The sequence below is a fragment of the Streptomyces sp. NPDC047043 genome, from assembly GCF_040644055.1.
Lineage (GTDB): Bacteria > Actinomycetota > Actinomycetes > Streptomycetales > Streptomycetaceae > Streptomyces.
Genome location: NZ_JBEYVO010000021.1, coordinates 104,313 through 127,552, shown reverse-complemented (window position 1 = coordinate 127,552; position 23,240 = coordinate 104,313). Strand labels below are relative to the sequence as shown.

At 69.9% G+C, this 23,240-nt stretch carries 18 protein-coding genes and 2 pseudogenes; 11 read left to right on the top strand and 9 right to left on the bottom strand.

Annotation, left to right across the window (positions count from 1 at the left end):
• Positions 1 to 6: 6 nt before the first annotated feature.
• From ABZ880_RS30805 to ABZ880_RS30795, 3 genes are all read left to right on the top strand, one after another.
• On the top strand, positions 7 to 906 hold the full coding sequence (locus ABZ880_RS30805; protein ID WP_361269252.1) for a PfkB family carbohydrate kinase: 900 nt from the start codon (positions 7 to 9) through the stop codon (positions 904 to 906).
• 596 nt (positions 907 to 1,502) lie between these two features.
• Positions 1,503 to 2,051, top strand: a complete 549-nt coding sequence (locus tag ABZ880_RS30800; RefSeq protein ID WP_361269249.1) for a hypothetical protein — start codon at positions 1,503 to 1,505, stop codon at positions 2,049 to 2,051.
• Positions 1,937 to 2,773: a helix-turn-helix transcriptional regulator gene (locus ABZ880_RS30795; protein WP_361269247.1), complete on the top strand. Its 837-nt coding sequence runs from the start codon at positions 1,937 to 1,939 to the stop codon at positions 2,771 to 2,773. Before ABZ880_RS30800 ends, ABZ880_RS30795 begins: the two co-directional genes overlap by 115 nt.
• 118 nt (positions 2,774 to 2,891) lie before the next feature.
• Here ABZ880_RS30795 and ABZ880_RS30790 read toward each other — a convergent pair whose 3' ends face one another.
• On the bottom strand, positions 2,892 to 4,862 hold the full coding sequence (locus ABZ880_RS30790; protein ID WP_361269244.1) for a potassium transporter Kup: 1,971 nt from the start codon (positions 4,860 to 4,862) through the stop codon (positions 2,892 to 2,894).
• Positions 4,863 to 5,167: 305 nt separating this feature from the next.
• Between ABZ880_RS30790 and ABZ880_RS30785 the strand changes: the two genes are divergently transcribed.
• The 4 genes from ABZ880_RS30785 to ABZ880_RS30770 all read left to right on the top strand — a co-directional run bounded on the left by ABZ880_RS30785 (position 5,168) and on the right by ABZ880_RS30770 (position 8,759).
• Positions 5,168 to 5,833, top strand: a complete 666-nt coding sequence (locus tag ABZ880_RS30785; RefSeq protein ID WP_361269241.1) for a DUF4097 family beta strand repeat-containing protein — start codon at positions 5,168 to 5,170, stop codon at positions 5,831 to 5,833.
• An 18-nt stretch (positions 5,834 to 5,851) separates the two neighbouring features.
• Positions 5,852 to 6,697, top strand: coding sequence for an alpha/beta hydrolase (locus ABZ880_RS30780; RefSeq protein ID WP_361269238.1), 846 nt, complete (start codon positions 5,852 to 5,854; stop codon positions 6,695 to 6,697).
• A gap of 291 nt (positions 6,698 to 6,988) precedes the next feature.
• Positions 6,989 to 7,336 carry a DUF1330 domain-containing protein gene (locus ABZ880_RS30775; protein WP_361269235.1) on the top strand — a complete coding sequence of 116 codons (348 nt, stop codon included), beginning with the start codon at positions 6,989 to 6,991 and terminating at the stop codon, positions 7,334 to 7,336.
• Between the two features lie 349 nt (positions 7,337 to 7,685).
• Entirely contained in the window at positions 7,686 to 8,759 is a 1,074-nt protein-coding gene (locus tag ABZ880_RS30770) for a P1 family peptidase (protein ID WP_361269495.1), read from the top strand.
• 14 nt (positions 8,760 to 8,773) lie between these two features.
• On the opposite strand, the gene ABZ880_RS30765 is transcribed toward ABZ880_RS30770, so the two are convergent.
• A complete protein-coding gene (locus tag ABZ880_RS30765) occupies positions 8,774 to 9,262 on the bottom strand; it encodes a TetR/AcrR family transcriptional regulator (protein ID WP_361269493.1) in 489 nt (162 codons plus the stop codon).
• 191 nt (positions 9,263 to 9,453) lie between these two features.
• On the opposite strand from ABZ880_RS30765, the gene ABZ880_RS30760 reads away from it, so the two are divergent.
• Both ABZ880_RS30760 and ABZ880_RS30755 read left to right on the top strand, forming a co-directional pair.
• Positions 9,454 to 10,896, top strand: coding sequence for an aldehyde dehydrogenase (locus ABZ880_RS30760; RefSeq protein ID WP_361269232.1), 1,443 nt, complete (start codon positions 9,454 to 9,456; stop codon positions 10,894 to 10,896).
• Positions 10,897 to 11,031: 135 nt separating this feature from the next.
• Positions 11,032 to 11,772: a DUF4097 family beta strand repeat-containing protein gene (locus tag ABZ880_RS30755; RefSeq protein ID WP_361269229.1), complete on the top strand. Its 741-nt coding sequence runs from the start codon at positions 11,032 to 11,034 to the stop codon at positions 11,770 to 11,772.
• Between the two features lie 50 nt (positions 11,773 to 11,822).
• Here the strand turns inward: ABZ880_RS30755 and ABZ880_RS30750 are convergent, their stop codons facing one another.
• Positions 11,823 to 14,156 (bottom strand): Tat pathway signal sequence domain protein, encoded by a 2,334-nt coding sequence (locus ABZ880_RS30750; protein ID WP_361269226.1) that lies wholly within the window; start codon positions 14,154 to 14,156, stop codon positions 11,823 to 11,825.
• Between the two features lie 170 nt (positions 14,157 to 14,326).
• On the opposite strand from ABZ880_RS30750, the pseudogene ABZ880_RS30745 reads away from it, so the two are divergent.
• Positions 14,327 to 14,710, top strand: a pseudogene (locus tag ABZ880_RS30745) (hypothetical protein); the annotation flags it as partial.
• On the opposite strand, the gene ABZ880_RS30740 reads toward ABZ880_RS30745, so the two are convergent.
• The 3 genes from ABZ880_RS30740 to ABZ880_RS30730 all read right to left on the bottom strand — a co-directional run bounded on the left by ABZ880_RS30740 (position 14,656) and on the right by ABZ880_RS30730 (position 18,489).
• Complete coding sequence (locus tag ABZ880_RS30740) at positions 14,656 to 15,501, bottom strand: TIM barrel protein (RefSeq protein ID WP_361269225.1); 846 nt, start codon at positions 15,499 to 15,501, stop codon at positions 14,656 to 14,658. The pseudogene ABZ880_RS30745 and the gene ABZ880_RS30740 overlap by 55 nt on opposite strands.
• Positions 15,498 to 17,441, bottom strand: a complete 1,944-nt coding sequence (locus ABZ880_RS30735; protein WP_361269223.1) for a DUF2264 domain-containing protein — start codon at positions 17,439 to 17,441, stop codon at positions 15,498 to 15,500. The genes ABZ880_RS30740 and ABZ880_RS30735 overlap by 4 nt, the downstream gene beginning before the upstream one ends.
• Before the next feature lie 67 nt (positions 17,442 to 17,508).
• Positions 17,509 to 18,489 carry a hydroxyacid dehydrogenase gene (locus ABZ880_RS30730; protein WP_361269220.1) on the bottom strand — a complete coding sequence of 327 codons (981 nt, stop codon included), beginning with the start codon at positions 18,487 to 18,489 and terminating at the stop codon, positions 17,509 to 17,511.
• 227 nt (positions 18,490 to 18,716) lie between these two features.
• Here ABZ880_RS30730 and ABZ880_RS30725 point away from each other — a divergent pair.
• Positions 18,717 to 19,862: pseudogene (locus tag ABZ880_RS30725) on the top strand (transposase); the annotation flags it as partial.
• 94 nt (positions 19,863 to 19,956) lie between these two features.
• Here the strand turns inward: ABZ880_RS30725 and ABZ880_RS30720 are convergent.
• Genes ABZ880_RS30720 through ABZ880_RS30710 form a run of 3 tightly spaced genes read right to left on the bottom strand, consistent with a single transcriptional unit; the run spans position 19,957 to position 23,156 of the window.
• On the bottom strand, positions 19,957 to 20,832 hold the full coding sequence (locus ABZ880_RS30720) for a carbohydrate ABC transporter permease (RefSeq protein WP_361269217.1): 876 nt from the start codon (positions 20,830 to 20,832) through the stop codon (positions 19,957 to 19,959).
• Positions 20,829 to 21,806, bottom strand: coding sequence for a sugar ABC transporter permease (locus ABZ880_RS30715; protein WP_361269215.1), 978 nt, complete (start codon positions 21,804 to 21,806; stop codon positions 20,829 to 20,831). Before ABZ880_RS30715 ends, ABZ880_RS30720 begins: the two co-directional genes overlap by 4 nt.
• 9 nt (positions 21,807 to 21,815) lie before the next feature.
• Positions 21,816 to 23,156 carry a sugar ABC transporter substrate-binding protein gene (locus tag ABZ880_RS30710; protein ID WP_361269212.1) on the bottom strand — a complete coding sequence of 447 codons (1,341 nt, stop codon included), beginning with the start codon at positions 23,154 to 23,156 and terminating at the stop codon, positions 21,816 to 21,818.
• Between the last annotated feature and the right edge of the window lie 84 nt (positions 23,157 to 23,240).

Genomic DNA, 23,240 nt, shown 5'->3' with positions numbered 1-23,240 from the left:
GCGCTGGTGGTTGGAGTCGGCGACAGGGGACGCCCCACAGGCCTGTTCGTCGGCCTGTGCACCCTGGACGTCATCCAGCTCGTGGACCACGCCCCGCGCTCCAACGAGAAACTGACGGCTCGTGAGCAGGTCGTCGCCGCGGGCGGTCCGGCGGCGAACGCGGCCGTGGCCTTCAGCCACTTGGGCGGCGCAGCCAGGCTGCTCACCGCAATCGGCAAGCATCCGTTGGGAGTTGCGGCCACGGCGGACCTGAACCGGCTCGGCGTGACCGTGTCGGACCTGGCAGCCGACTCGGCCGAGCCGCCCGCCGTGTCGTCCATCGCGGTCACCGCGTCCACCGGGGAACGTGCCGTCGCCTCGACCAACGCGACGGCCTACCGGCTCACCCCGCCCGGCGATCTGGAGAAACTGGTGGCCGAGTGCGACATCGTCGAGTTGGACGGCCACCACATGGAACTGGCCCTGGCCGCCGCCGAGTTGGCCCACGTCGCCGGCCGTCCGACCCTCTTCGACGCGGGCAGCTGGAAGGACGGCACGCGCAGCCTGCTGCCCTTCATCGACGTGGCCGTCTGCTCGGCCGACTTCCGTCCGCCCGGCACGAACACGCCGACGGAGACGCTGCGGTTCCTGCGGGAGCACGGGGTGGAATGGCGGGCGGTCAGCCGAGGAGGGGAGCCCATCGTGTGGGCGGGCCCCGACGGCGGCGGCACGGTGGAGGTGCCGCCGGTCCGTGTGGCGGACACGCTGGGCGCGGGCGACGTCCTGCACGGAGCCCTCGCCCACCAACTCGCGGTGACGCGCAGCCTGACACCGGAGACCTTCGCCGAGGCGCTGAGCGCCGCGGCCGCGGTGGCGTCGCGGGCGTGCGGGTCGTTCGGGACGCGGGCGTGGATGCACGGGACGTGACGCCGCGCGGTGCGCAGGCTCATGCTTGTCTCTTGCGGCGAAGGGGGCGCCGCCTCCAACGCACAAGGCCGGGGGAGAGGGAGGTGCCACAGGCCGAGCGGGACTGCGACCGTCGCAATGGCTCGACGGTCGGCTACGACCTCCGTGCTCGCCCGGACGAACGCGGTGACCGTCGGCGACGTTGTCCGCTCGGGCCAGGCCGGCAGGATCGAGTGGCGCGGCGAGCACGGGATTTCCGCGCTTGACCACGGCTTCGATGCCTCCATGCTCACCGTGCGGGTGATCGCACCAAGGGCAGCGGCTGACGCCCGGGGATGCGTCGGAGATGGCGCTCATGTCTGAGTCTGCGTTGGCGTGCTCGGCCTGCGCCTGTGCCGTGTCACCGGCTCAACTCTCACACGCTCCGCGAGGTCGCACCGCTGGCCGGCAGCCCGCGGTATCAACGGCGCGCGTAACTCCCACCCCTCGTCAGTGAGTTCTGAAGCAAATGGCTGACCCTGCTCTACCCGCCGGCTGCGGCGGCTCTCGCCGAGCGGGACAGGGATGCGAGCACCTTACGGACCGACCTCCCGCTCGCCGTCGACCCGCAGTCCCAGGTGGCCGAACTCCTCGCCGACCTGCTGTCGTGTGCGCCCGGCGTCCCCGGCGCCCAGGCAGCCGAACGCACACTGCGCCGCTACCCGTTCAGCGCGGGCACCGCCGCGGCGCTGGCCGCCGCTCTCGTGGTCCTCGTCCTGTGCGGCCGGTTGAGCACCGCCGCCCACTGGGCCGAGGGGTTAGCCGTCGCAGCCGAGGAGCGGGACCTGACGGTGTGGCACGCGGTCTTCACCTCGCTGGCAGCCGAAATCGCGCTGCGGCGGGGCGCGTTGGAGCAGGCCGAGAGGTTCGGCCGCAGCGCGCTCGGCATCCTCCCCGCCGAGGGCTGGGGCGTACTGATCGGCCTGCCGATCGCGACCCTGCTCCAGGCACGCACCGAGCTCGGCCGGCTCAACCAGGCCCAGGAGCTGCTGAACCTGCCGGTACCGACGTCATGTCGCACACCACCGCCGGACTGCCCTACCTCAGAGCCCGTGGCCGTTACCACCTGGCCTGTGGCCAGCCGGAGCCCGCCCTGGCCGACTTCCTCACCGTCGGCAACCAGCTGAAGGAGTGGCGCCTCGACCTCCCCGCCTTCCTGCCCTGGCGCACGGACGCGGCCGAGGCGCTACTGCGGCTGGGTCGGGTGCACGATGCCGCCGAACTGGCCGAGGAGCAAAGGGAGTTGAGCGACCGTCGGCAGCCATACGTGCACGCCCTGTCGCTGCGGGTACTGGCCGCCTGCCGCCCGCTCGACCGGCGCACGGAGCTGCTGAGGGAGGCCCTAAAGACGCTGCAGCAGGTCGAGGCGCCGCTGGAACTTGCCCAGGCGAAGGCCGATCTGGCGGCCGCACTGCATGAACTGGGCCGGCACGACGAGGGCCGGCTGCTGCTGTACCAGTCGCGTTATCTCGCCGAGGAGGCCGGCGTCCAGGCGCCGGGCCGTACCGTGTCCCTCGAGCCCGCCCGGGCGAGTGCCGTCCCGACCGGGCCCGGGCCGGGCGGTATCACCGCGGTCAAGGAGCTGAGCGACGCCGAGCGGCGGGTGGCCCGGCTCGCGGCGCGGGGGCTGAGCAACCGCCAGATCGCGGGCGAGCTGTTCCTGACCGTCAGCACGGTCGAGCAGCATCTGACCCGGGTGTACCGCAAACTCAAGGTACGCGGCCGCAGCGAATTGTCCCAGGCGGTGCCTGCGGACCCGCCGAGGAAGACGGCCGCGCGGGGCCAGCAACCTTCACCAGGACGCCCCGACTCGTCATGCGCCGCAGCGGGCGGACGCCGAGCGCGCTGAGCCCTCCGGTGGGAGCGGGCTCCGGCATGTGCCCGCTCCCATGACTACCCGGCTCCGTCGACACCGTCCTCGGCGGCGGGGTTGGCCCAAGCCACCGGTCCCTCGGCGTCCTGACCATCTACACCTCGATTTGCGAGCCCATGATGACCGTGCGGTCGCGGGGCAGGCCGAAGTACTCGGCGGCGTCGGCCGTGATGTAGGAGGTGGCGATGAACAGCCGCTTGCGCCAGGGGGCCATCGTCGGTGCCTTCCCGCGCCGGAGCTCGATCTTCGACAGGAAGTAGGACGCCTCGTCGAGTTGCAGCGGCCCTTCGGTTTCGGAGGGGTCGAGCATGGCCAGGGTGCCGGGCACGTCCGGTGTCTCCATGTAGCCGAACCGGGCGGTGACGTGGATGATCCCGTCGTCGGCGTACCCGAGGTCGTCGACGACGATCCGCTGCTCGGCGGGGACACGGGGCACGGGCTCGGTCGCGATGGACAGGATCACGACCTGCTCGTGCCGCACATGGTTGTGCTCGACGTTGGCCCGCATGGCCAAGGGTGCAGTCTCCTTGTCCCGGTTGAGGAAGACGGCTGTGCCGGGGATGGTGAGCGTCGGCATCTCTCCCGTGCGGAGGTGGTCGATGAACTCGGGCAGCGGGCCCTCCTCACGTGCTCGCTCCGCGGTGACGACCTCGCGGCCGCGCTGCCAGGTCGTCATGACGGTGAACACGGTGAGGCCGATCAGCAGCGGCAGCCATGCGCCGTGGACGAGCTTGGTCAGGTTGGCCGCCACGAACAGCAGGTCCACGAAGAGCAATACGGTCGCGCCGATGGCGATGAGCCACCTGGGCGTGCCCCACTTCGCGCGGGCGACGTAGAAGAACAGCAGGGTGGTGATGGTGATGGTGCCGGTGACCGCCATACCGAACGCGAAGGCCAGCGCCGCGGAGGAGCGGAAGGCGAAGACCAGGGTCAGGACCGAGACCATCAACAGCCAGTTGATCCACGGGACGTAGATCTGGCCGATGGTGGATTCGGAGGTGTGCGCGATCCGCAGCCTCGGCAGGTAGCCGAGCTGGGCGGCCTGGGAGGTGACCGAATACGCACCGGTGATCACCGCCTGGGAGGCGATCACGGTGGCCGCCGTGGCCAGCAGGATCATCGGCCAGCGTCCCCAGTCGGGTACGAGCAGGAAGAACGGGCTGCTGATGTTGTCCCGATCGTCGAGGATCAGCGCGCCCTGGCCGAAGTAGCTCAGCACGCACGCGGGAAGGACGAGGAACAGCCAGGCGCGGGTGATCGCCCGGCGGCCGAAGTGCCCCATGTCGGCGTAGAGCGCCTCGGCGCCGGTGACCGCGAGCACGATCGCGGCCAGGGCGAAGAAGGCGGTGCCCCAATGGCCGAACAGGAAGCCCAGCGCATACGTCGGTGACAGCGCCTTGAGGATGGCCGGGTGGTCGGTGATGCCGGCGACGCCGCACGTGCCGATGGCCACGAACCAGGCGATCATGACCGGACCGAACACCCGGCCCACGGCTGCGGTCCCCCTGCGTTGCACCAGGAACAGCAGCACGATGATCACCGCGGTGATGGGCACGACCGCTTCTTCCAGTGACGGCTCGACGACCTTGAGCCCTTCGACCGCGGACAGCACCGAGATCGCCGGGGTGATCATGCTGTCACCGAAGAACAGCGACGCACCGAAGATGCCGAGCGCGGCCAGTACGGCGGCGGCCCGTCGCCCACGCTGTGAACTCCAGCGTCGCAACAGGGTGATCAGCGCCATGATGCCGCCCTCACCGTCGTTGTCCGCGCGCATCGCCAGCAGTACGTAGGTGACCGTCACGATGATCATCACCGACCAGAACACCAGCGACACCACCCCGTACACGTTGTCGGTGGTGACCGGCACCGGGTGAGGGTCGCTCGGGTTGAACACCGTCTGGAGGGTGTAGATCGGGCTGGTCCCGATATCACCGAAGACCACACCGAGAGCACCGATGACCACCGCGAGGCGCACCGAGTCGTGCGCGGCTGCCCGAGGGGCCTCCGGTGCCCCCGATGCGGATCCGTCGTCCGTCGCTGATCCCTGTCGGCGATCGGCCATGGTGATCCTCCTCCGTATGGGCCGCTGAACTGCAGAGCTGGGGCGGACGATACCGATCGCATAGTGCGACGGCCGCCGGGTCGCCACCGCGCCGTCCACGGCGAGTCCGCCTCCCGCCATAGCATTCACCCTCAAACCATTGCAACGCAACGAATGGCTGTTGTTGCATTAGATCTCAACCATTGCAACGATTCCTTAGGCGTGGCCTGCAGCGACAGCGATTTTCCGCAACGAATGTGTTGCCGAATCTATGAACGCAACGTAGCTTTTCCTTCATCGGAAACAGTGAGTCCAAGGAGAGCACGATGCAGAAGTTCGACACCCCCGCCCCCGTCCTGGCCGTCCTGGACATCCCCGCGGGCCGCATCCGGTTCATCGCCGCCGACCGCGCCGACACCGTCGTCGAGGTCCTGCCCGCCAACGCCGCCAAGAGCCGCGACGTGAAGGCGGCGGAGCAGATCGAGATCGGCTACCGCGACGGCGTCCTGCACATCGCCGCCCCCGCCGCGCACAACCGCCTCCTCGGCACCTCCGGATCCGTCGAGGTGACCGTCCAACTGCCCGCCGACTCCCGCATCGACGCCAAGGCGGCCGCCGCCGAACTACGCGGCGTCGGACGCCTCGGCGAGATCACCTTCGACGGCGCCCACCGCCACATCAAGATCGACGAGGCGGCGAGCATCCGCCTCACCGCGACCGACGGCGACATCGAGATCGGCCGCCTCAACGGCCCCGCACAGATCAGCACCGCACGCGGCGACATCCGCATCGCCGAGGCCGTACAAGGCACCGTCGTGCTGCGCACCCAGGACGGCGACATCTCGGTCAGCGCCGCCGTCGGCGTCTCGGCCGCCCTGGACGCCGGCACCGACCACGGCCGCACCAGCAACGCCCTCAAGAACGACGGCACCACCGCACTCGACATCCGCGCCACCACCTCCCGCGGCGACATCACCGCCCGCAGCCTCTGAATCCGAAGGAGTCGAACCATGAAGAACAGCACCTCCCCGGCCGCCTCCTCGACCGGATCGCAGTGGACCGGCATGGTGCCGGTCGACGACACCGCGCTGGCCGTCACCGACTCCGGCGGCCCCGGCGTCCCCGTGGTCTACCTCAACGGCCAGTTCGCCACCCAGGGTTACTGGAGGCGGGTCCTGGCCGAACTGGGCCCGCAGTGGCGGCACATCACCTACGACGAGCGGGCCCGCGGCAAGAAGTCCAAGCGCTCGGCGGACTACTCCTTCGAGGCGGCCGTACGGGACGTCGACGCCGTTCTCGCCGCCCGGGGTGTTCAGCGGGCGCTGGTGGTGGGCTGGTCCTACGGGGCGTTCGTAGCGGCGCACTGGGCGAGCCGGAATCCGGAGCGCGCCCTGGGCGCGGTCCTGGTCGACGGCGCGCAGCCGTACGACTGGCTGGACGAGGCCATGGAGCAGCGGATCCGCAAGCTGTTTCGGCGGGTGGGCTGGTTCGCGCCGCTGGTGCGTCCGACCGGCCTGATCCCGCGGATGACCGTCGACGAGATGGCGGAGTGCAACATCGAACTCGGCAGGATCTCCCGCGAAAGCGAGCTGGCCCCCGTGCTGGACGACATCACCGTCCCGGTGCGGTACGTGCTTGCTTCAGGGACGTCCCTCGGCAGCAAGGGGGACGAGCAGGAACGCATCCGCGCAAGCCTCGACGAGGTCTTCGAGCGCAATGCGAACCTCCGGCTCAGTGCGAAGGTCGCCAGCAACCACGACGCCATCCTGAAGAAGGACTTCCGAGCCGTCGCCGAGGCCGCACGCGAGATCGCCGCCCTCGACCGAAGGGCAGGGAAGCCCCGACCGGCACACTGACGACACTTACAAGTTCTCACCTTCTGGTCCTCACCAACGGCGGCTCTGTCCTGGCTCGGGTCATTCGTCGACGAGCTCGTCGAGACCCTCGGCGACGGTCCTGTTGCCCTGGTCTGCCGGACGGCGTAGTGCGGCGACGTCGCCGTGTTCCGCGGCCGGTTCGATCTCTTCGTAAGGCCAGAGCAGAGGGGTGTGGCGGACTTACCTGCGAGGTAATCGACCACGTCGCGCCCCGGTGCCACGATCGTCCACGTACAGAGCCCGCCCCGAAGGACCCGACAAGGGGATGCCATGTCCGCATACGCGATAGCCCACCTGCAAGAGGCCGCTCCACACCCGGAGATCGCCGACTACATCGAGCGCATCACCGCGACCTTCACCCCCTACGGCGGCCGCTTCCTCGTGCACGGCGCGCAACACAAGGTGAAGGAGGGCAGTTGGCCCGGTCATGTCGTCGTGATCGACTTCCCCTCGCTCACCGAGGCGCACGCGTGGTGGGACTCGGCCGCCTACCAGGAGATCGCACCTCTGCGCGCACGGCACATCAAGGGCGACATCATCCTGGTCCCGGGCGTGCCGGAGGACTACGACCCGACCACCACGGCACGGGCACTGCGGGAGGCGCTGCCCGCCGAGTAGCCGCCGGCGTTGTGCAGCCCGCAGCAGCCATCAAGCCCTGTCGACGCCGACGGGCCAACTCGCCCGGATTTCATGCCCCTTGACTCCCGCGGCCACCGGTGGATGTAGTGGATCATTCCTCGGGCGATGGGGGCAAGGTGCTTCAACGGCGGCAACTGCGACGGGCCTGGGCCATCACGATGTCCTTGACGGCCTTGTGGGCGGCGGCAGGGTGTTCATCCGCGACGCCTGCCGCCAGTACCCGGGCGGTCATCGACGTGGACGCGCGCCGCATCCACGTTGCGGAGCCATGAAGAAGGTAACGAGGGGGCTGGACCGTGGCGTGCGAGAGTGGTGATCGGCGGTGGCGATACCGTGCTGGTCATGCAGGCACCCGTCCCCGGTCCGCCCCCGCCCACCGCTCGCCCGCAGAGCCCGCGAACTCGGCCTCGCCGTCGGTGACTTGCCCACGGGGCCGCACGATGCCCTTACGGACGTGCCCGGCATCCGGGTCGGGCACACCACACTGATCCGCCCGCCGCGCGTGCACAGCGGGGTCACCGCGATCGTGCCGGACGGTGTGGGTCCGGCGAGCCCACTGCCCGCCGGGGTGTTCGCGGGCAACGGCTACGGCAAGCTGGTGGGCTTCACGCAGATCGCGGAACTCGGTGCGATCGAGACCCCGATCCTGCTGACTTCGACCCTGTCCGCGTTCCGGGTCGCGGATGCGCTGGTCGGCTGGGTGCTGGAGCGGCCGGAGGGGGCGGACGCGCGGAGTCTGAACCCGGTGGTGGGGGAGTGCAACGACGGGCTGTTGTCCGACATCCGGTCGCGTCCGGTAGGTGAGGAGCACGTGCGTGCCGCGCTGGAGTCCGCGTCCGACGGCCCGGTGGCCGAGGGTTCGGTCGGCGCGGGCACCGGGACGACCGCGCTCGGCTTCAAGGCCGGCATCGGCACCTCGTCGCGGCGGCTGCCGCTCGCGGGCCAGGAGGTCACCGTCGGGGTTCTCGTGCAGGCCAACTTCGACGGCACGCTGCGGGTGCGGGGCCGCACCGTTACCCCCGCCGACGTCGGACTTCCCACCCCTGACTCGGGCCCGGAGGCCGGTTCCTGCATGGTCGTGGTCGCCACCGACGCACCCCTGGACGCGCGGCAGTTGACCCGTCTCGCCCGGCGCGCGGTCTACGCGCTGGCCAGGGTCGGCGCGGCGTATGGTCACGGCAGCGGTGACTACGGCCTCGCCTTCGGTACCCGCCCCCTGGGCGCGCCCGCCGGACCCGCTGGGCTGCCGGACGCCGAGCTCGACTCCCTCTTCATCGCTGTGCTGGACGCCGTGGAGGAGGCAGTTCTGAACTCACTGCTGATGTCCACCGCGACCACGGGCCCGGGCGGGGACACGCGGCACCCGCTGCCCGCGGCACCGCTGCTTGCCCTGGTGGGGTGATCGGTTGCTCGGGGTCACTGCGTGCCGAGTCCGTTGAGGAAGGTGTCGACGACCATGTCGGCGGCCTGAGCGGGACTGAGGTGGGGCATCTGCTGCGAAGCCAGATGCATGAGCTGCGGCAGCAGTGAACTCGCCCATGCGACGGGGATGTCGGCCCTGAGGAAGCCCTCGGCGACGGCGCGCTCGAGGAAGGTGTCGACTTCGCCGATCAGGGCGTCACGCCGGTCGCGGATGTCGTCGTCCGCGCGGAGCCGGGTGAGTTCCACGGGCCACTTGCGATTGACGGCGATGATCTCTTCGACGTACCGGTGCAGGGCCACGGGCACAGGGGCCTCGCGCAGCCTGGAGCCCTCGACGGCCCGCTCGACTGCCTCGTAACGCGCCTCGTAGATGGCCGCGAGCAGTTCCTCGCGGGAGGCGAACCGCCGATAGACGGTGCGTCGGTCGACGCCGGCCTCGGCGGCGATGGCGGCGATGCTCGCCCCCGGGTCGGCGGCGAGCATGCGCGCCCCGGTCGTCAGGACGGCTTCCAGGTTGCGCGCTGCGTCTGCTCTCACGCGGCGATCATAGCTCGCTGTGTGGAACCTAACCCATTTACTGCCTCATGGATGAGTGGATGGTGCACTCAAGTGCTACATTGATGTGACAGATAAAAGCGAAGGGCCTGGCCCCTCAGACTCTTGGGAGAGAGCAAATGATCACCTACGACCGGCTCTTCATCGCGGGTTCCTGGACCGCGCCGAGCAGCCCGGACCTGCTCGACCTCCACTCGCCGCACGACCAGTCGGTCATCGGCCGTGCCGCGCAGGCCCAGCCCGCCGACGTGGACCGCGCCGTGGCCGCCGTCCGCGCCGCCTTCGACGAGGGCCCCTGGCCCCGTACGGCGCCGGCGGAGCGCATCGCCGTCATCCGGCGGCTCAACGCCCTGCGCGAGGCGGACGCCGAGAAGATCGCCGCCCTCATCTCCGCCGAGAACGGCTCGGCGAAGTGGTTCACGCTGGCCGGACAGCCGGGGCTCACCCGTCAGGCCACCGCCTATCTCACGGCGGCCGAGGAGTTCGGCTGGGAGGAGACGCTGACGTCCTCCGACCCTGCCGCCTCCAGCCGGAGCGTGGTGCGCCGGGAGCCTGTCGGTGTCGTGGCCGCCGTAATCCCGTGGAACTCCCCGTTCTCCGCAGCCATGGCCAAGATCATCCCCGCGCTGCTGGCCGGCAACACGGTCGTGCTCAAGGTGTCCCCCGAGAACTCGCTGAGCATGGGCTTCCTCGCCGAGCTGCTGGCGCGGTGCGGTCTGCCGGAGGGAGTGATCAGCGTCCTTCCCGCCGACCGGGAGACCAGCGAGTACCTCGTGTCGCACCCCGGCGTGGACAAGATCTCTTTCACCGGCTCGACCCGGGCCGGCCGCAGGATCGCCTCCATCGCGGGCGGGCAGCTCAAGCGGGTCAGCCTTGAACTGGGCGGCAAGTCGGCGGCCCTCATCCTGCCCGACGCCGATCTCCAACAGGCGGTGCAGGGACTGAAGTTCGCGTCCCTGCTCAACAACGGCGAGTCGTGCATCGCGCAGACACGCGTCCTCGCGCCGCGCAGCCGGTACGAAGAGGTCGTCGCCGCCCTCAAGGACCTCGTGGAGTCGCTGAAGACCGGTGACCCGAACGACCCCGACACCTTCATCGGCCCCATGGTCCGCAAAGACCAACAGCAGCGCGTACGGGACTACATCGAACTCGGCATCAAGGAAGGCGCCCGGCTCGTCACCGGCGGACCCCAGATCCCGCCGGGACTCGAGCAGGGCAACTACGTCACCCCGACCGTGTTCGCCGACGTCGACAACTCCATGCGGATCGCGCAGGAGGAGATCTTCGGCCCGGTCCTCGTCGTCATCGCCTACGACGACGAGGACGACGCCGTAAGGATCGCCAACGACTCCGAATACGGCCTCTCCGGCGGCGTATGGTCCGCAAACCCCGACCGCGCACTCGACGTCGCCCGTCGCATGCGCACCGGCACGGTCACCGTCAACGGGGCGTCCATCGCCTTCGACGGCCCGTTCGGTGGCTTCAAGGCGAGCGGAATCGGCCGTGAGTACGGCGCGGTCGGGCTCACGCAGTACGTCGAGTACAAAACCGTCACTCTGTGATCGGTGCTTCGGCGGGCAGAGAGCCCATCACCTGCACTGATCCGGTCTGCTGCCCTCGGCACTGAAGGGTCCGGGGCCATGATGATGCCGAGTCGGGGCAGGCGTAGCTGCGTGAAGGCGACGCCGACAAGCCGAGTGAGGGCGTTGACCGTTGTGCTGACCGTCCTCGCCGTCGGCACGGCGTGCAGTGACCACGGACGCGCCGAGTCCCAGCTCCCGGCCGCGGCCGGTACCCCGGCAACTGGCGCACCTGGAAGCCGGCTTGTCATCACGACCGACACCGGGCTGCGGCTGCGCCCAACTGACCGGCATCGAGTCACCGTCGACGACCGCGTCGAGGCCGCCTGGTCCCACAAGGGCCGGACATGGACGCTCGACCTCTCCTGTCGCGACCAGGCCCGGCCCGACGCCACCTGCCCCCGCATGCCCTACGTGAAGGTTCCGGACGGTGTGAGTGTCACGGTCAGCGCCCGCAACGCGGGCGTCGATGCGGCGGGCATCGATGCCGCGCTGGATCTGACGACCGTCAACGGCGACGTGACGGTGACCCGTTCCGGACGCGGCGACGCCGCCGTCCGGCTGTCCACCCGCAACGGCTCGGTGCGCGCGACAGCCCTCGATGCGGACCTGCTGCACGCGGCGACGACCAACGGAGACGTGGTCCTCGCCTGCGCCACCGCCCCGTCGACCGTCACCGCCACCACCGCCAATGGCTCGGTCGACGTCACCATCCCACACGGCACCCCCGCGTATCGCGTCACCGCAGACACCGACAACGGCCGCGCCACGACGGCCGTCCCCACGCGCGACGACAGCCAGGGCCGTGACATGACGCTGATCACCGTCAACGGCGACATCCACGCACACGTGGAGTGACCAGCGGCCGCCTCCCGGCAGCGATGGCGGCGAACCCCGAGGAACGCCGTTCAGGCCTGGGGCAGCCCCCACCGGGGCGCTTCCCCGTTCGGGCGTACGGGTGCGACGGTCAGGTCGGGCCGGTCGCCCTTGGCAGTGATCAGCGCCGACTCGCCCTTGCGCAGGGCGACTTGGATTGCGCCGCGGCCCGCGTCGGCGTATCGCACAGGTCGGCCCCGTCCGTCCCGTACGTCGACCGGTCCCGCGATTCCGTGCTGTGCGACGCAGGGCGCGCCCGCCTCGCTGACCAGCCGCACCCAGCGGGTGGTGCCGGCCTGGCGGTGTGCGCTGAGCAGGAAGGCGCCCTGTGTACGGAAGTTGTGCAGGGCCAGGTCCGGCCAGGCGGCGGGGAGCGCGGGGAACACCCGGATGATCCCGCCCCAGGACTGGCAGATCATGTCGTGCAGGGACTGGGCCGCCGACAGGGGTGTCTCGATGACCGGCCCGGACTCCAGGTACATGGTGTTGGGTTTGATGAAGCGGGTCATGAGCTCGCCGAGGTAGTTCAGTGCGTCCTCGCCCTTGCCGAGCAGCGCGGACATGGAGGCGGCGCCGGTGAAGGTGTAGCCCTGGAGGGCGCCTTCGAAGCCCACCCAGTGGGCGAGTGACTTCTCGATCAGGGCGCGTTCGTCGGGGGTGCGGCCGGTGACCTCGTACAACGGGTAGACGGCGAGCAGGTGCGAGTAGTGGCGGTGCGACTTCGCGAAGGGGATGTCCGCGCCGATCATGAAGCCGTTCGCGTCGGTCGGATACGGCACCCGTTTCGCCAGCACCTCGCGCCAGCGCGGCGCCAACGGGTCGTCGATCCCGAGGAGTTCGGCGGATTCGAGGAGGGTGCGGCAGCCCCAGGTCAGGAGCATCAGGTCGTAGTTGCAGTCGCGTGAGTCGCCGCCGTACTCAGGGGAGAAGGTGGCGGGCAGGTGCAGCTTGCCGTCCGGGCCGGGCTCGAGGAAGTGCAGGTAGTAGTTGATCGCCTTGCGCAGCAGGGGGAAGAGGACGTCGCGGAGGATCGACTCGTCCATGGTGTGGCGGTAGCTGAGCCAGACGTTGTGCAACGCCCAGGTGAGGTTGCCGACTTCGGGGGTCGGCGGGTCCTGGCCGGGGATGCCGACGCCGTAGCCCATGAGGGGGTCGGCCGCGCCGTTGACCAGGTGGGGATCGGTGGTGCGCGGGATACCGAGCGAGTCGGCGCGGTACGGCGCCGGCGTCTCCGTGGCGAGGTTCTTCCGGAACTCGCTCAACGCCCGTGTGATGGCGTCGAGTTCGAGGTGGTTGGAGCCGTGGATGAGCCAGTACTCCAGCTGGGCGTTGAGGTTCCACCAGGTGTTGGGCCACGGGGTGGGCTCCAGCCAGGGGCCGCTGGTCGCCATGACGGGGGCGTCGCGGCGGGCGGCGGAGGCGGCCTTGTAGAGCTGGATCCAGTAGAAGCGCTGGATCCGGGCGTCGGGCAGGGACAGGAAGCTCCTGCGGTAGTAGGCGTGCCACCAGGCGTGGTGGTCCGCCGCCAGGGCGGAGTAGGGCAGCCGGTCCGCGGCGCGGACGGCCTTCAGCGCCCGGTCCAGGGCCGTGTTCTGCGGGTACGAGTGCGCCACGTGCACATACAGCGTGCGCGTGCGGCCCCTGGTGCGCTCCCGCCACGCGGTGGCGTGCTGTCCGCCCGCCAGCAGCGGCTGCACGGCGGCCGTCACGCCGTCGTGGTCGGCGACTTGGGCAGGCGGATTGCCCCGGTAGCCGTCCGGCAGTGGCTTGAACGCGGCCCTCGGACTGATCGCGTCCGCCGGATGGAACACCCAGCGGAATCCGCGCTCGCCCTCGCTCGGGGTGACGTCCACGGCGAGGACCGAGCGGTCGTTGTGGACCAGCGCGCGCAGGGCCAGCGTGCCCTTGTCGGTGGTGAGCGTGCCGGTCAACTCGGCGTTGTACAGGGACAGTCGCCAGTCCAGCCCGGTGATCGCGCCCACCGGCTCCAGCGTGAAGTATCCGATGGGCAGCCGGGCGAGGCCGAAGAGGGAGCCGAACTCGGGGCGGTGGTCCTGCACTTCGGAGTGCTGGACGTTGAAGCGCACGGCCGTCGATGCGGCGCCGGGTTCGGCGTAGATCCCGGAGCCGAGGTAGCCGTTGCCGAGGAACGGGCCTTCGTACCAGGCCGTCGGCATCCGCTGCCACACCATGTCGGCGTCGTCGAGCACGGTCCGCCAGGGGTCGTCGGAGGACACTTCCGCTGGGCTTTGGTCGGCCGCGTTCGCCTGGGTGGTCAGGCCGGAGGCCAACAGCGCGCCGCCCAGGGCGGATCCGGTGGCGAGGACGGTACGTCTGGACGGGTCGGGCGCGGAGGGGCAGGGCACGGTGCCTCCAGGCAGGCTCAGCGATTCATCGGAGCTATCCAGCGATGAAACATAGGGACGGGGATGAAGGGCGTCAATGCGATGGGAGAGATCCGATGTGTTGGGTGTGTGCGCCGACAGGCGTATACGGACCCGCGGGTTCGGCGGGCGCGGCTCCGTTGTCTGCTTGAATGGCGCAGAGTGGCGGTCACTGCCCCGGCCGCCGCCTGACGACTGCCAGAGGACCGGGCATGGTTGACGGATTCAATGTCGTGGTGAGCGCCGGGACCCTCCGCTCCGATGACGAACGCGCGGTCCGCTTTCCGCATCGGTGGACTCCGGAAGGCGTTTCGGTTGAGGCCGACTTCACCGGGGCGCACCTGCTTCATCTGGCCGCGGCCGGCTGCGTACTCAATGACCTGTACCGCGAGGCCGTCGGCATGGGCATTGCGCTCGACGGTGTACGCGTCACCGCGGCCGGCGGCTTCGACACCGACAACTGGGCCTCCACCGGCATCACCTACGCCGTGGCTCTGGACTCGACCGCAGCCCCCGCCGACCTGGAGCGGCTGCTCGAGACCGTGGACGAGGTCGCCGAGATCCCGAAGGCCATCCGGGCCGGCGCCCGTGTCACCCGGACCGAGCCGTGACTCACTTTCTCGTCGTTGTCGGGGACGAACTCCAGGAGGACGTCCAGGGGTTGACCGTACGCGTGCAGTCGGGCGAGGGCTGTACGCCACAGTTCGGCGCGGGCGGAGAGCGGGTGCCGAGTGGTGCCGGGCCACCAGGAGAAGGCGTGCACTGCGGCGACCTGGTCGATCACGGTGCCGAGGCCGTCGAGGGCTTCCGTGGCCGGTACGTCGAGTGGCGGTTGCCAGTAGGCGAAGACGTCGGGGTGGTCGACTTCGCTCAGCAGCCGAAGGGTGCGATCGGCGCCGTCGGTGAGGGTGTTGCGGTGGAATTCGTAGGCGAGTTGGACCCCCGCCTCGGCTGCGAGTGCGGCGGCACGCCGGGTGTCCCGGATGACTGCCTCCCTCGCCGTGGGCGACGTTTCGTCGGTGCCCGTCGCGCCCGCCCAGATGCGGATACGGGGCGCGCCGAGCAGCATGGCCGAGCGGAGGACGGCGGCGAAGGCTGTGGGGTCGGAGTGTCCGGCACGGTAGTAGGAACCGTAGGATGCAACCGCCAGGCCCGCCTTCTCGGTGGCGGCACGTACCTCGGCGGCTACGGCCTCGTCGCCTGCGGGTACGTGGATGTCGGCGCCCCACTCGACGCATTCCAGGCCCGCTTCGACCGCGGCCGCGAGGACGCCGGCCGCGTCGAGGTGGCGCAGGGTGACGGAGCACAGGCCCAGACGGAGCGTCATGAGGGCTCCTCTACGGTGACCGAGGGGCCGTCGCTGCCGAAGTCGACGACCGTACGGGTTCCGTCGGCCCAGCGGACGGTGACGGCGAGGCCGTTCGCCTCGGCGGTGGCCTGCCCCGCGAGGGGAGCGGGGTCTGGTTCGCCGGTGAGGGAGGCGAGGGCGGCGAAGACCGTGTCGGCGCCGAACCCGCCTATCGTTCCGGTGAGTTCGGGGACCAGGGCCCAGGGACCGTAGGCCGTGCCCTGCGGTGCCCGGACCGGGCGCTGTGTCTGCCAGCCGTGCAGGCCGAGCAGTTGGCTCGTCACCTCGGGTCCGTTGAGCCGTATATCTGCGGTCTGCTCGGCTTCGGCTGCGGCCTCGGGTGACAGGGCAACTGCCCAGCCGCTGAGGTGGATTGGCGTTCCCGGCGGTATGCCGACGGCGCGGTGCACGCGCAGCTCCAGCCTGCCGCGGACGAGCGTCAGGCTCTCGATCCGGGCCGAGGGCAGGACGGGACCGCCCTCGGGCAAGACCGGCCGGTGCCACGAGGCGAGCCAACCAGGGCCGGAGGCAAGGGGGTTGATCCGGATGCGGGCGCTGCGGGTGCCGCGTGCTTCGATCGCGATGTGGTTGTCGGGGGCGTTGGCGGCACTGGTCGGGCCGGTGCGGGTGGAGTACGCGAGCCGGGCGTACAGCGGATTGCCCGGAGCGCGCTCCGGCTCACGGGAGTCGAACTTGTAACTGCCGTGGTTGTGCAGGCGGGTCAGGCCGTCCGCCCCCGTGGTCTGGATGAGCAGCCCGGGGACGGGAAGGGCGAGCGCACGGTCGGGTCCCTCGACGGGTGCCTTCTCTTCGGTGGCCGTCCACACCGGGTGTTCGGGCGGGAGCAGCAGGGCGAGGAAGCCCTTGGAGGCCCAGTACGGGGAGCCGGGGCCGGAGTAGTCCTGGAGGGTTGCCGCGTGCGGGCGGTACCAGCCGAGGCTGAGGATGCCGTCGCCGGTCAGCGCGCCGCGGTCGAGGAAGTGCCGCAAGGCTCCGCTGAGGATGCGGCGGGTGACGCCAGGGGCGAGCGGTGTCTGGCCGGTGAGGGCGCCGAGGGCCACCGCGGTGACGGCGGCGAAGCGGTAGGTCAGGGAGCGGCCGTGATGGATCGGGGCGCCGTTGGCGTCGAAGAGGAGGGCGAAGCCGTCGAGGAACTCCCGCAGCCGGGGGCCGAGTTGGTCGAGCTGGGTCCGGTCGCCGGTGAGGTGGGCGTGCAGGAGCGGGTAGAAGTGCAGGGCCCAGCCGTTGTAGTGATCGAAGGCGCGGCCGTCGCCGTCGGAGTACCAGCCCTGTCCCTGGTGCCAGCCCTCCAGCAGGCCGAGACCCCGCTCGATGGCGAAGCGGGTTTCGGCGTCGCCGCGGCCGACGGATTCCAGGAAGCCCGCGACGGTGAGCGGGAAGAGGTACCAGTTGTTGGGCGCGGGGGTGTGCCTGAGCGCAGCGCGCAGCCACTGCTCGACGCGGTCCTGGTCGGCGGCGGGGAGGGCGTCCCAGGTCCAGGGCGCGGTCAGGCGCAGGGCCAGTGCCACGGAGGCGGATTCGACCATGGGCTGGCCCTGGATGCCGTGGTGGCCGATGTGCGGCCAGGACTCGGCGTCGTCTCGGCCGGGGGTACGGGTGCCGCGGGCGAGGCCGGCGGTGTAGCGCTCCAGGAAGCCGTGCGGGTCCTTGCCGGACGCCCCGGCGGTACGGAACGCGGCCAGCAGGAACGTACGGGCGAAGCCTTCCAGGCCGTCCGAGCGCACCCCGGACTTGGACGGCGGGCCGGGCAGGTCGATCAGGGCGTGGCCGGGTGTGGCGTAGCGCAGGGCGGCGGTGAGCAGTTGGTCGGCGGTGGCTTCCCAGTGGGCGCGGGTGTAGCCGGTGTACGGGCTGAGAGTGCGGTCTTCCGGGGGGAGTTGGAGGGTGTGGTCGGGCATCAGGGGGCCACGTCTCCTGTTCGTTCCGGGGGTCGTCCGACTTGGCTTGCACGGCGGCTGCGGCGCATCAGGCGAGGCGGGCCAGGTTTTCGGGGCGGACGGGGTGGGCGAAGGGCCGGCCGCGGACGTACGACTCGACCTCGGACAGCGCCAGGTCCGCAAGGCGGCGCAGCTCGCCGCCCTTGGAGCCGGCGATGTGCGGGGTGACGAGGACGTTGGGGCAGTCGTACAGGGGGGAGTCGGCGGGCAGGACCTCCGGCTCGGTGACGTCCAGGATCGCGTTCAGGCGCCCGGAGACCACCTCGTCGGTGAGGGCCCGTTGGTCTACGACGGCACCGCGGGCGGTGTTGATGAGCGTGCCGCCGGTGCGCAGCCGGGCCAGCAGTTCGCGGCTGACCAGGCCGCGGGTCTCGGGCAGCAGTGGGGTGTGCACGCTGACGACGTCACTGTCGGCGAACAGTTCCGGCAGGCCGACCGGCTGCGCCCCGAGCGCGCGGGCCTCGGTGTCCGAGACGTAGGGGTCGTGCAGCAGAACGTTCAGTTCGTGGTGATGCAACAGGTCGATGACGCGGCGTCCGATGATCGAGGCGCTCAGGATGCCCACGGTCTTGCGGTAGTTGCCCGCATCGGGGTGGCGTTCGTTCCAGTCGATGCGGCGACGTTCGGCGCGGTAGGTACGGGCGGTGTCGAGGACGCGTTTGTTGGCGAGCAGGATCATGGCGAGGGTGTACTCGGCGACGGGCACGGCGTTGGCCGCCGCGGCGGAGGACACGGTCAGGCCGCGTTCCCAGCAGGCGGGGGTGATGTGGTGGCGTACGGTCCCGGCGGTGTGCACGACCGCGCGCAGCCGGGGCGCTGCATCGAGGGCCGCGGAATCGAGGGGCGGGCAGCCCCAGCCGGTGATGAGCAGTTCGGCGTCGGCGAGCGCCCGGTGTGCGGTGGGAGTGGTGAGGTCGTCCAGGACGAGGTGCGGGTCGATGTCGGTGAGGTCGGCGAGCCGGGCCCGTACGTCGGGGGCGAGGACCTGGTGGGCGGTCCTCTGTGCCATGGCGAGTACGGTGCGCGGACGGCGGAACAGGTCGTCGGGTTGCGTCACCGAATTCCTCCGGGGATGCCCCAGGCTTCGGCCCGGGGACGAATCGGATGCCTGCGGTGCAGGGCAGAGGTGGCCGAAGCGCCGTCAGGGCGATTCGGTGTCCCCTCCGCGACGGGGTGAGACGGTCCACAATGATCAAGATCTCTCAACTGTCAGTCCTTCCGGGTAGGTTCGGATGCATGACGACTTCGGTGCAGGCGTGTGAGGTGGCCGGGCATGCCCGGTACACCTTCCGTCTGCGCTTGTCACGTTCCGCTTGGGCTGCTCTTGAGGCGGAGTGGGCGCGGTGCCGCTGGCTGTGGAACGAGTGTGTGGCCCGGTCGAAGAAGGCCCACGCCGAGGGCGAGAAGTGCGGTCCGGCCCGGCTGGACAAGATGCTGACCGAAGCACGTGGCCGGACTGGGTGGCTGGCCGAGGGAAGCTCGGTTCCTCAGCAGCAGCTGATACGGGATTTCGGGAAGTCCCGCGCCAAAGCCTTGAAAGACATCGAGGCCCGGTTGCCGATGCGGCAGCGGGCGGGGATGCCCCGGTACAAGAAGAAGCGCGAGGCGCGGCCGAGTCTGAACTACACCCAGCGCGGATTCCGTCTCAAGGACGGCCGCCTGCACCTTGCGGGCGGTATCGCCGTGACCGTGGTGTGGTCGCGTCAGCTTCCCAGCCCGCCGTCCTCGGTCCGCGTCTACCGCGACAGCACCGGCGCCTGGTACGCGTCCTTCGTTGTGGTAGCCACGGTCGAGGTGCTGCCCGCGACCGGCCATGTGATCGGTGTGGACTGGGGCGTGAAGGAGACCGCCACCACCACATCCGACGCCCACGACCTTGCCCACCCGCAGCACGGGAAGACAGCCGCCCAAAAGCTTGCCCGCTACCAGCGCATGATGGCGCGCCGGAAACCCGCCAGGGGGCAGGCCGCCTCGAACGGTTACCGCGAGGCGAAGCGGCAGACCGCGAAGCTGTACAACAAGATTGCGAACCAGCGGCAGGACAGCGGGCGCAAGTGGGCCAAGCGCGTGGTGCGCGACCATGACGCCGTCGCGGTGGAGGACTTCCGGCCCAGGTTCCTCGCTAAGACCGCCATGGCCAAGAAGGCGGCCGACGCCGCCATCGGCGCCACCAAACGGGCCCTGATCGAGATGGGCCGCAAGCACGGCCGTGCCGTGCACCTGGTCAACCCCGCGCACACCACGATGGACTGCGCCGAGTGCGGAGCGAGAGCCAAGCACGCACTACCTCTTTCCGAACGAACTTATACCTGCACCGCGTGCGGAGCCGTCTCACCCAGAGACAAGAACTCAGCGCGTGTGATGCTGGTCCGGGCTGGTCTCGTACCCGGCTAGCGCTGATCGTGCAAGACCTGGGTGCCCGCCGGGCCGCAGGCGACGTGAGCTAGGAATCCCCCTCCTTCACGAAGGGGAGGAGTCAATTGACGCTCCCTGCGGTCAGGCCGGACTTCCAGTAGCGCTGCAGGGTGAGGAACGCGACGATCAGTGGGACGACGGCGAGCAGCGAGCCGATGACGACGAGCGGGTAGTACTCGGGTGAGACGGTGGCGGAGCTGTTCCAGGTGTAGAGGCCGAGGCTGAGCGGATACAGGTGCTGGTTGGAGAGCATCACCATCGGCAGGAGGAAGTTGTTCCAGATGGCGGTGAGCTGGAAGAGGAAGACGGTGACGAAGCCGGGGCCGAGCATGCGCAGGCTGACGCGGAGGTAGGTCTGGAGTTCGCCGGCGCCGTCGACCCGGGAGGCCTCCAGTACCTCGTTGGGGACGTAGCCGCTGGAGAGCAGGCGGGCGAGGTAGACGCCGAAGGGGTTGAACAGGACGGGGATGAAGACCGCCCAGAAGGTGTTGACCAGGCCGATGTCGGAGGCCACCAGGTACAGGGGGAGGGCGAGTACGGTCGGCGGGACCATGACGCCGGTCAGGACGAGCCCGAACAGCTTCTCCTTGTGCGGGAATTCGTACTTGTCGAAGGCGTAGCCGGCGGCGACGCTGATCAGCGAGCCGACGAGGGCGCCGACGACGGCGTAGAGCAGGCTGTTGAGGTACCAGCGGCCGTAGACGCCGTCCTCCATGGTGAACAGGTCGGCGAGGTTGTGGCCCAGCGAGAAGTTGCCGAGGGAGAGGATGTCGCTGCCGAAGAGTGCGTCGGCGTTCTTGGTGGAGGCCAGCAGCAGCCACAGGGCGGGCAGCAGGGTGTAGAGGGCCGCGATGAGGACCACGGTGTTGACGGCGGTACGGCTGGTGAGCCTGCTCGTGGCCGGCCCGGGTGCGGTGGTGGGTGTGTGGGTGGTCATCGCGGGCTCCGTTCCCTGCGGCCGGCCCAGCGCGTCACGCCGTACGACAGGGCGCAGGTGACGACGAGGAGGATGACGGAGGCCGCGGAGGCCAGGCCGTAGTTGTTGCGGCGGAAGGCCGCGTCGTAGATGTACATGTTCGGGGTGAAGCGGGAGTTGACCATCGGGGTGGCCTGGTTCATGAGCATGGGCTCGGTGAACAGCTGGAGCGCGCCGATCAGGGCGAACATGCAGACCATCACGACGGAGCCCTTGATGATGGGCACCTTGACCATGAGCGCGGTGCGGATGCCGCCGGCGCCGTCGATGCGTGCCGCCTCGATGACCTCGCGGGGCAGGGCCTGCAGGGCGGCGTAGAAGATCACCATGTTGTAGCCGAGGCCGCTCCACAGGGCGATGTTGACGATGGAGGGCAGCACGGTGTGCAGGCCGAGGAAGTCGATGGTGATGTCGGCCTGGGCGAAGGCTTTGATGACCGGGCTGAGGCCGGGGGTGTAGAGGTAGAGCCAGATGACGGCGGCGATGATGCCGGGCACGGCGTGCGGCAGGTAGAGCAGCATCTGTGCGGTGCGGCGCAGGCGGACGAGTCCGGAGTCCAGCAGCAGGGCGAGTGCGAGGGCGCTGATCACGACGACGGGTACGAAGATCAGGCAGTAGAGGCCGATGACGCCGAACCCGGACAGGAAGCTCGGGTCGTCCAGTACGGCGAGGTAGCTGCGCAGTCCGGTGAAGACGGTGGTGCCGCCGCCGAAGCCGAGGCCCTTGTGGTCCTCGGAGAAGAGGCTGAGGCCGATGGCGTAGCCGACGGGGACGAGGAACACGGCGACGAGCAGGGCCGTGAAGGGGGCCAGGAGCGTGACGCAGGCGAGCAGTTGCTGGCGGCGTCCGGGGGAGCGGGGGCGGGAGGGGGTGGTGGCGTGCGGTGTTGTGGCGGTCCGCTTTCCCGTCTTCCCTGGGGAGATGACTGTGCTCATGGGTGCACCTCAGTGGGTAGTGACCGACAGGCCGAGGCTCTTGAGGTCGGGCAGGGTGCGGCGTTCCCCTTCGCGGAGGGCGCCGATGATGGTGCCGCTGCCGGCTCCGGCCTTGGCGAAGCCGTCTTCGACGGAGGTGATGGTGGAGGTCATGCGGGGCCCCCATTTCCAGTGGGGGGAGATGAGCTTGGCCTGCTGCTGGAAGAGGCCGAAGATGTCCTGGCCGGAGTAGTAGCCGGTGTCCATCTCCTTGCGGGCGACGGGCACGAGGGAGGGCACGGCCGGGTACGCGCTGCTGATGCCGCTGGAGAGCTTGGCGCGCAGGGCGTCGGGGCTGGTGACCATCCAGGTGATGAAGTCCAGTGCCTCGGTGGGGTGTTGGCTGTCCTTGGTGACGACGAAGGTCGATCCGCCCTGGGTGCCGAGCGATGGCTTGGCCGGGTCCCACTGGGGGAGCGGGGCGATGGCCCATTTGCCCTTGCCGCCGGGGGTGGAGTTCATCAGCGAGCCGGCCGCCCAGGCGCCGGCCGTGTAGCCGACGGTCTCGCCGCTTTGCAGGTGCGCCCGCCACTGCTGGCTGTCCACCGGCTCGACGCGCACCAGGTCCTCGTCGACCAGGTGCTGCCAGTACGCGGCGACCTTGCGGGTCGGGGTGTCGGCCATGGAGATGCGCCAGGTGTCGTCGGAGGTCTTGAACCACTGGCCGCCGGCCTGCCAGGCGAAGGCGGCCATGTGCAGGGAGCCGTTGGTGAAGAAGCTGCCGATACGGGACTTCGGCCGGGCCTTCTTCAGCTTGCGGGCCGAACTCTCGAACTGGGCCCAGGTCTTGGGGACGGGAATGCCGTACTTCGTGAACACGTCCTTGCGGTAGAAGAACATCATCGGCTCGATGTCCACCGGCACCGCGTACGTGTGCCCGCCGAGGGTGGTGAGGTCCAGCGCCTGTGGGAGGATCTTGCGGCGCACCGGGTCGGGCAGCAGCTTGGTCAGGTCGCGGGGCACGCCGTCGATGGCGAAGCCCGGCAGCTGCGGGTACTCGATGGTGGCGACGTCGGGGGCGTTGCCGGCGCGGGCGGCGTTGCTGAGCTTGGCGTAGCCGCCCTGGGCGCCGGAGGGGACCTGCTGGAAGTCGACCCTGACCTTGTTCTGGATGCGGTTGTACTCGTCGACGACCTCCTGGGTGCCGCGCAGGGCCGACCAGAAGGTGAGGTGGACCGGCCCTCCGGCGGCGGCGCTGGTGCTGGGGCCGGAGGCGGAGCAGGCCGTCAGCAGCAGGGCGAGGACCGTGAACAGCGCCACGCCGGACGTACGTACCAATCGATTGTTCGCCGGGCGTCGTTGACCAGGCATGCACCCTCCCGCGTCGTTGCTGGGTTACGGGCATCCTGATCGACCGAAGAAAAAGGCGTCAATGCATCGAACAAAAGAAACTGA

Excerpts from the sequence above, each read along its gene's own strand:
- ABZ880_RS30790 (WP_361269244.1), bottom strand. The coding sequence starts at position 4,862 with ATGGCCGATCGCCGACAGGGATCAGCGACGGACGACGGATCCGCATCG.
- ABZ880_RS30780 (WP_361269238.1), top strand. The coding sequence starts at position 5,852 with ATGAAGAACAGCACCTCCCCGGCCGCCTCCTCGACCGGATCGCAGTGG.
- ABZ880_RS30765 (WP_361269493.1), bottom strand. The coding sequence starts at position 9,262 with ATGCTCGCCGCCGACCCGGGGGCGAGCATCGCCGCCATCGCCGCCGAG.
- ABZ880_RS30720 (WP_361269217.1), bottom strand. The coding sequence starts at position 20,832 with ATGACCACCCACACACCCACCACCGCACCCGGGCCGGCCACGAGCAGG.
- ABZ880_RS30775 (WP_361269235.1), top strand. The coding sequence starts at position 6,989 with ATGTCCGCATACGCGATAGCCCACCTGCAAGAGGCCGCTCCACACCCG.
- ABZ880_RS30740 (WP_361269225.1), bottom strand. The coding sequence starts at position 15,501 with ATGACGCTCCGTCTGGGCCTGTGCTCCGTCACCCTGCGCCACCTCGAC.
- ABZ880_RS30795 (WP_361269247.1), top strand. The coding sequence starts at position 1,937 with ATGTCGCACACCACCGCCGGACTGCCCTACCTCAGAGCCCGTGGCCGT.
- ABZ880_RS30760 (WP_361269232.1), top strand. The coding sequence starts at position 9,454 with ATGATCACCTACGACCGGCTCTTCATCGCGGGTTCCTGGACCGCGCCG.
- ABZ880_RS30710 (WP_361269212.1), bottom strand. The coding sequence starts at position 23,156 with ATGCCTGGTCAACGACGCCCGGCGAACAATCGATTGGTACGTACGTCC.
- ABZ880_RS30735 (WP_361269223.1), bottom strand. The coding sequence starts at position 17,441 with ATGCCCGACCACACCCTCCAACTCCCCCCGGAAGACCGCACTCTCAGC.
- ABZ880_RS30715 (WP_361269215.1), bottom strand. The coding sequence starts at position 21,806 with ATGAGCACAGTCATCTCCCCAGGGAAGACGGGAAAGCGGACCGCCACA.
- ABZ880_RS30785 (WP_361269241.1), top strand. The coding sequence starts at position 5,168 with ATGCAGAAGTTCGACACCCCCGCCCCCGTCCTGGCCGTCCTGGACATC.
- ABZ880_RS30730 (WP_361269220.1), bottom strand. The coding sequence starts at position 18,489 with ATGGCACAGAGGACCGCCCACCAGGTCCTCGCCCCCGACGTACGGGCC.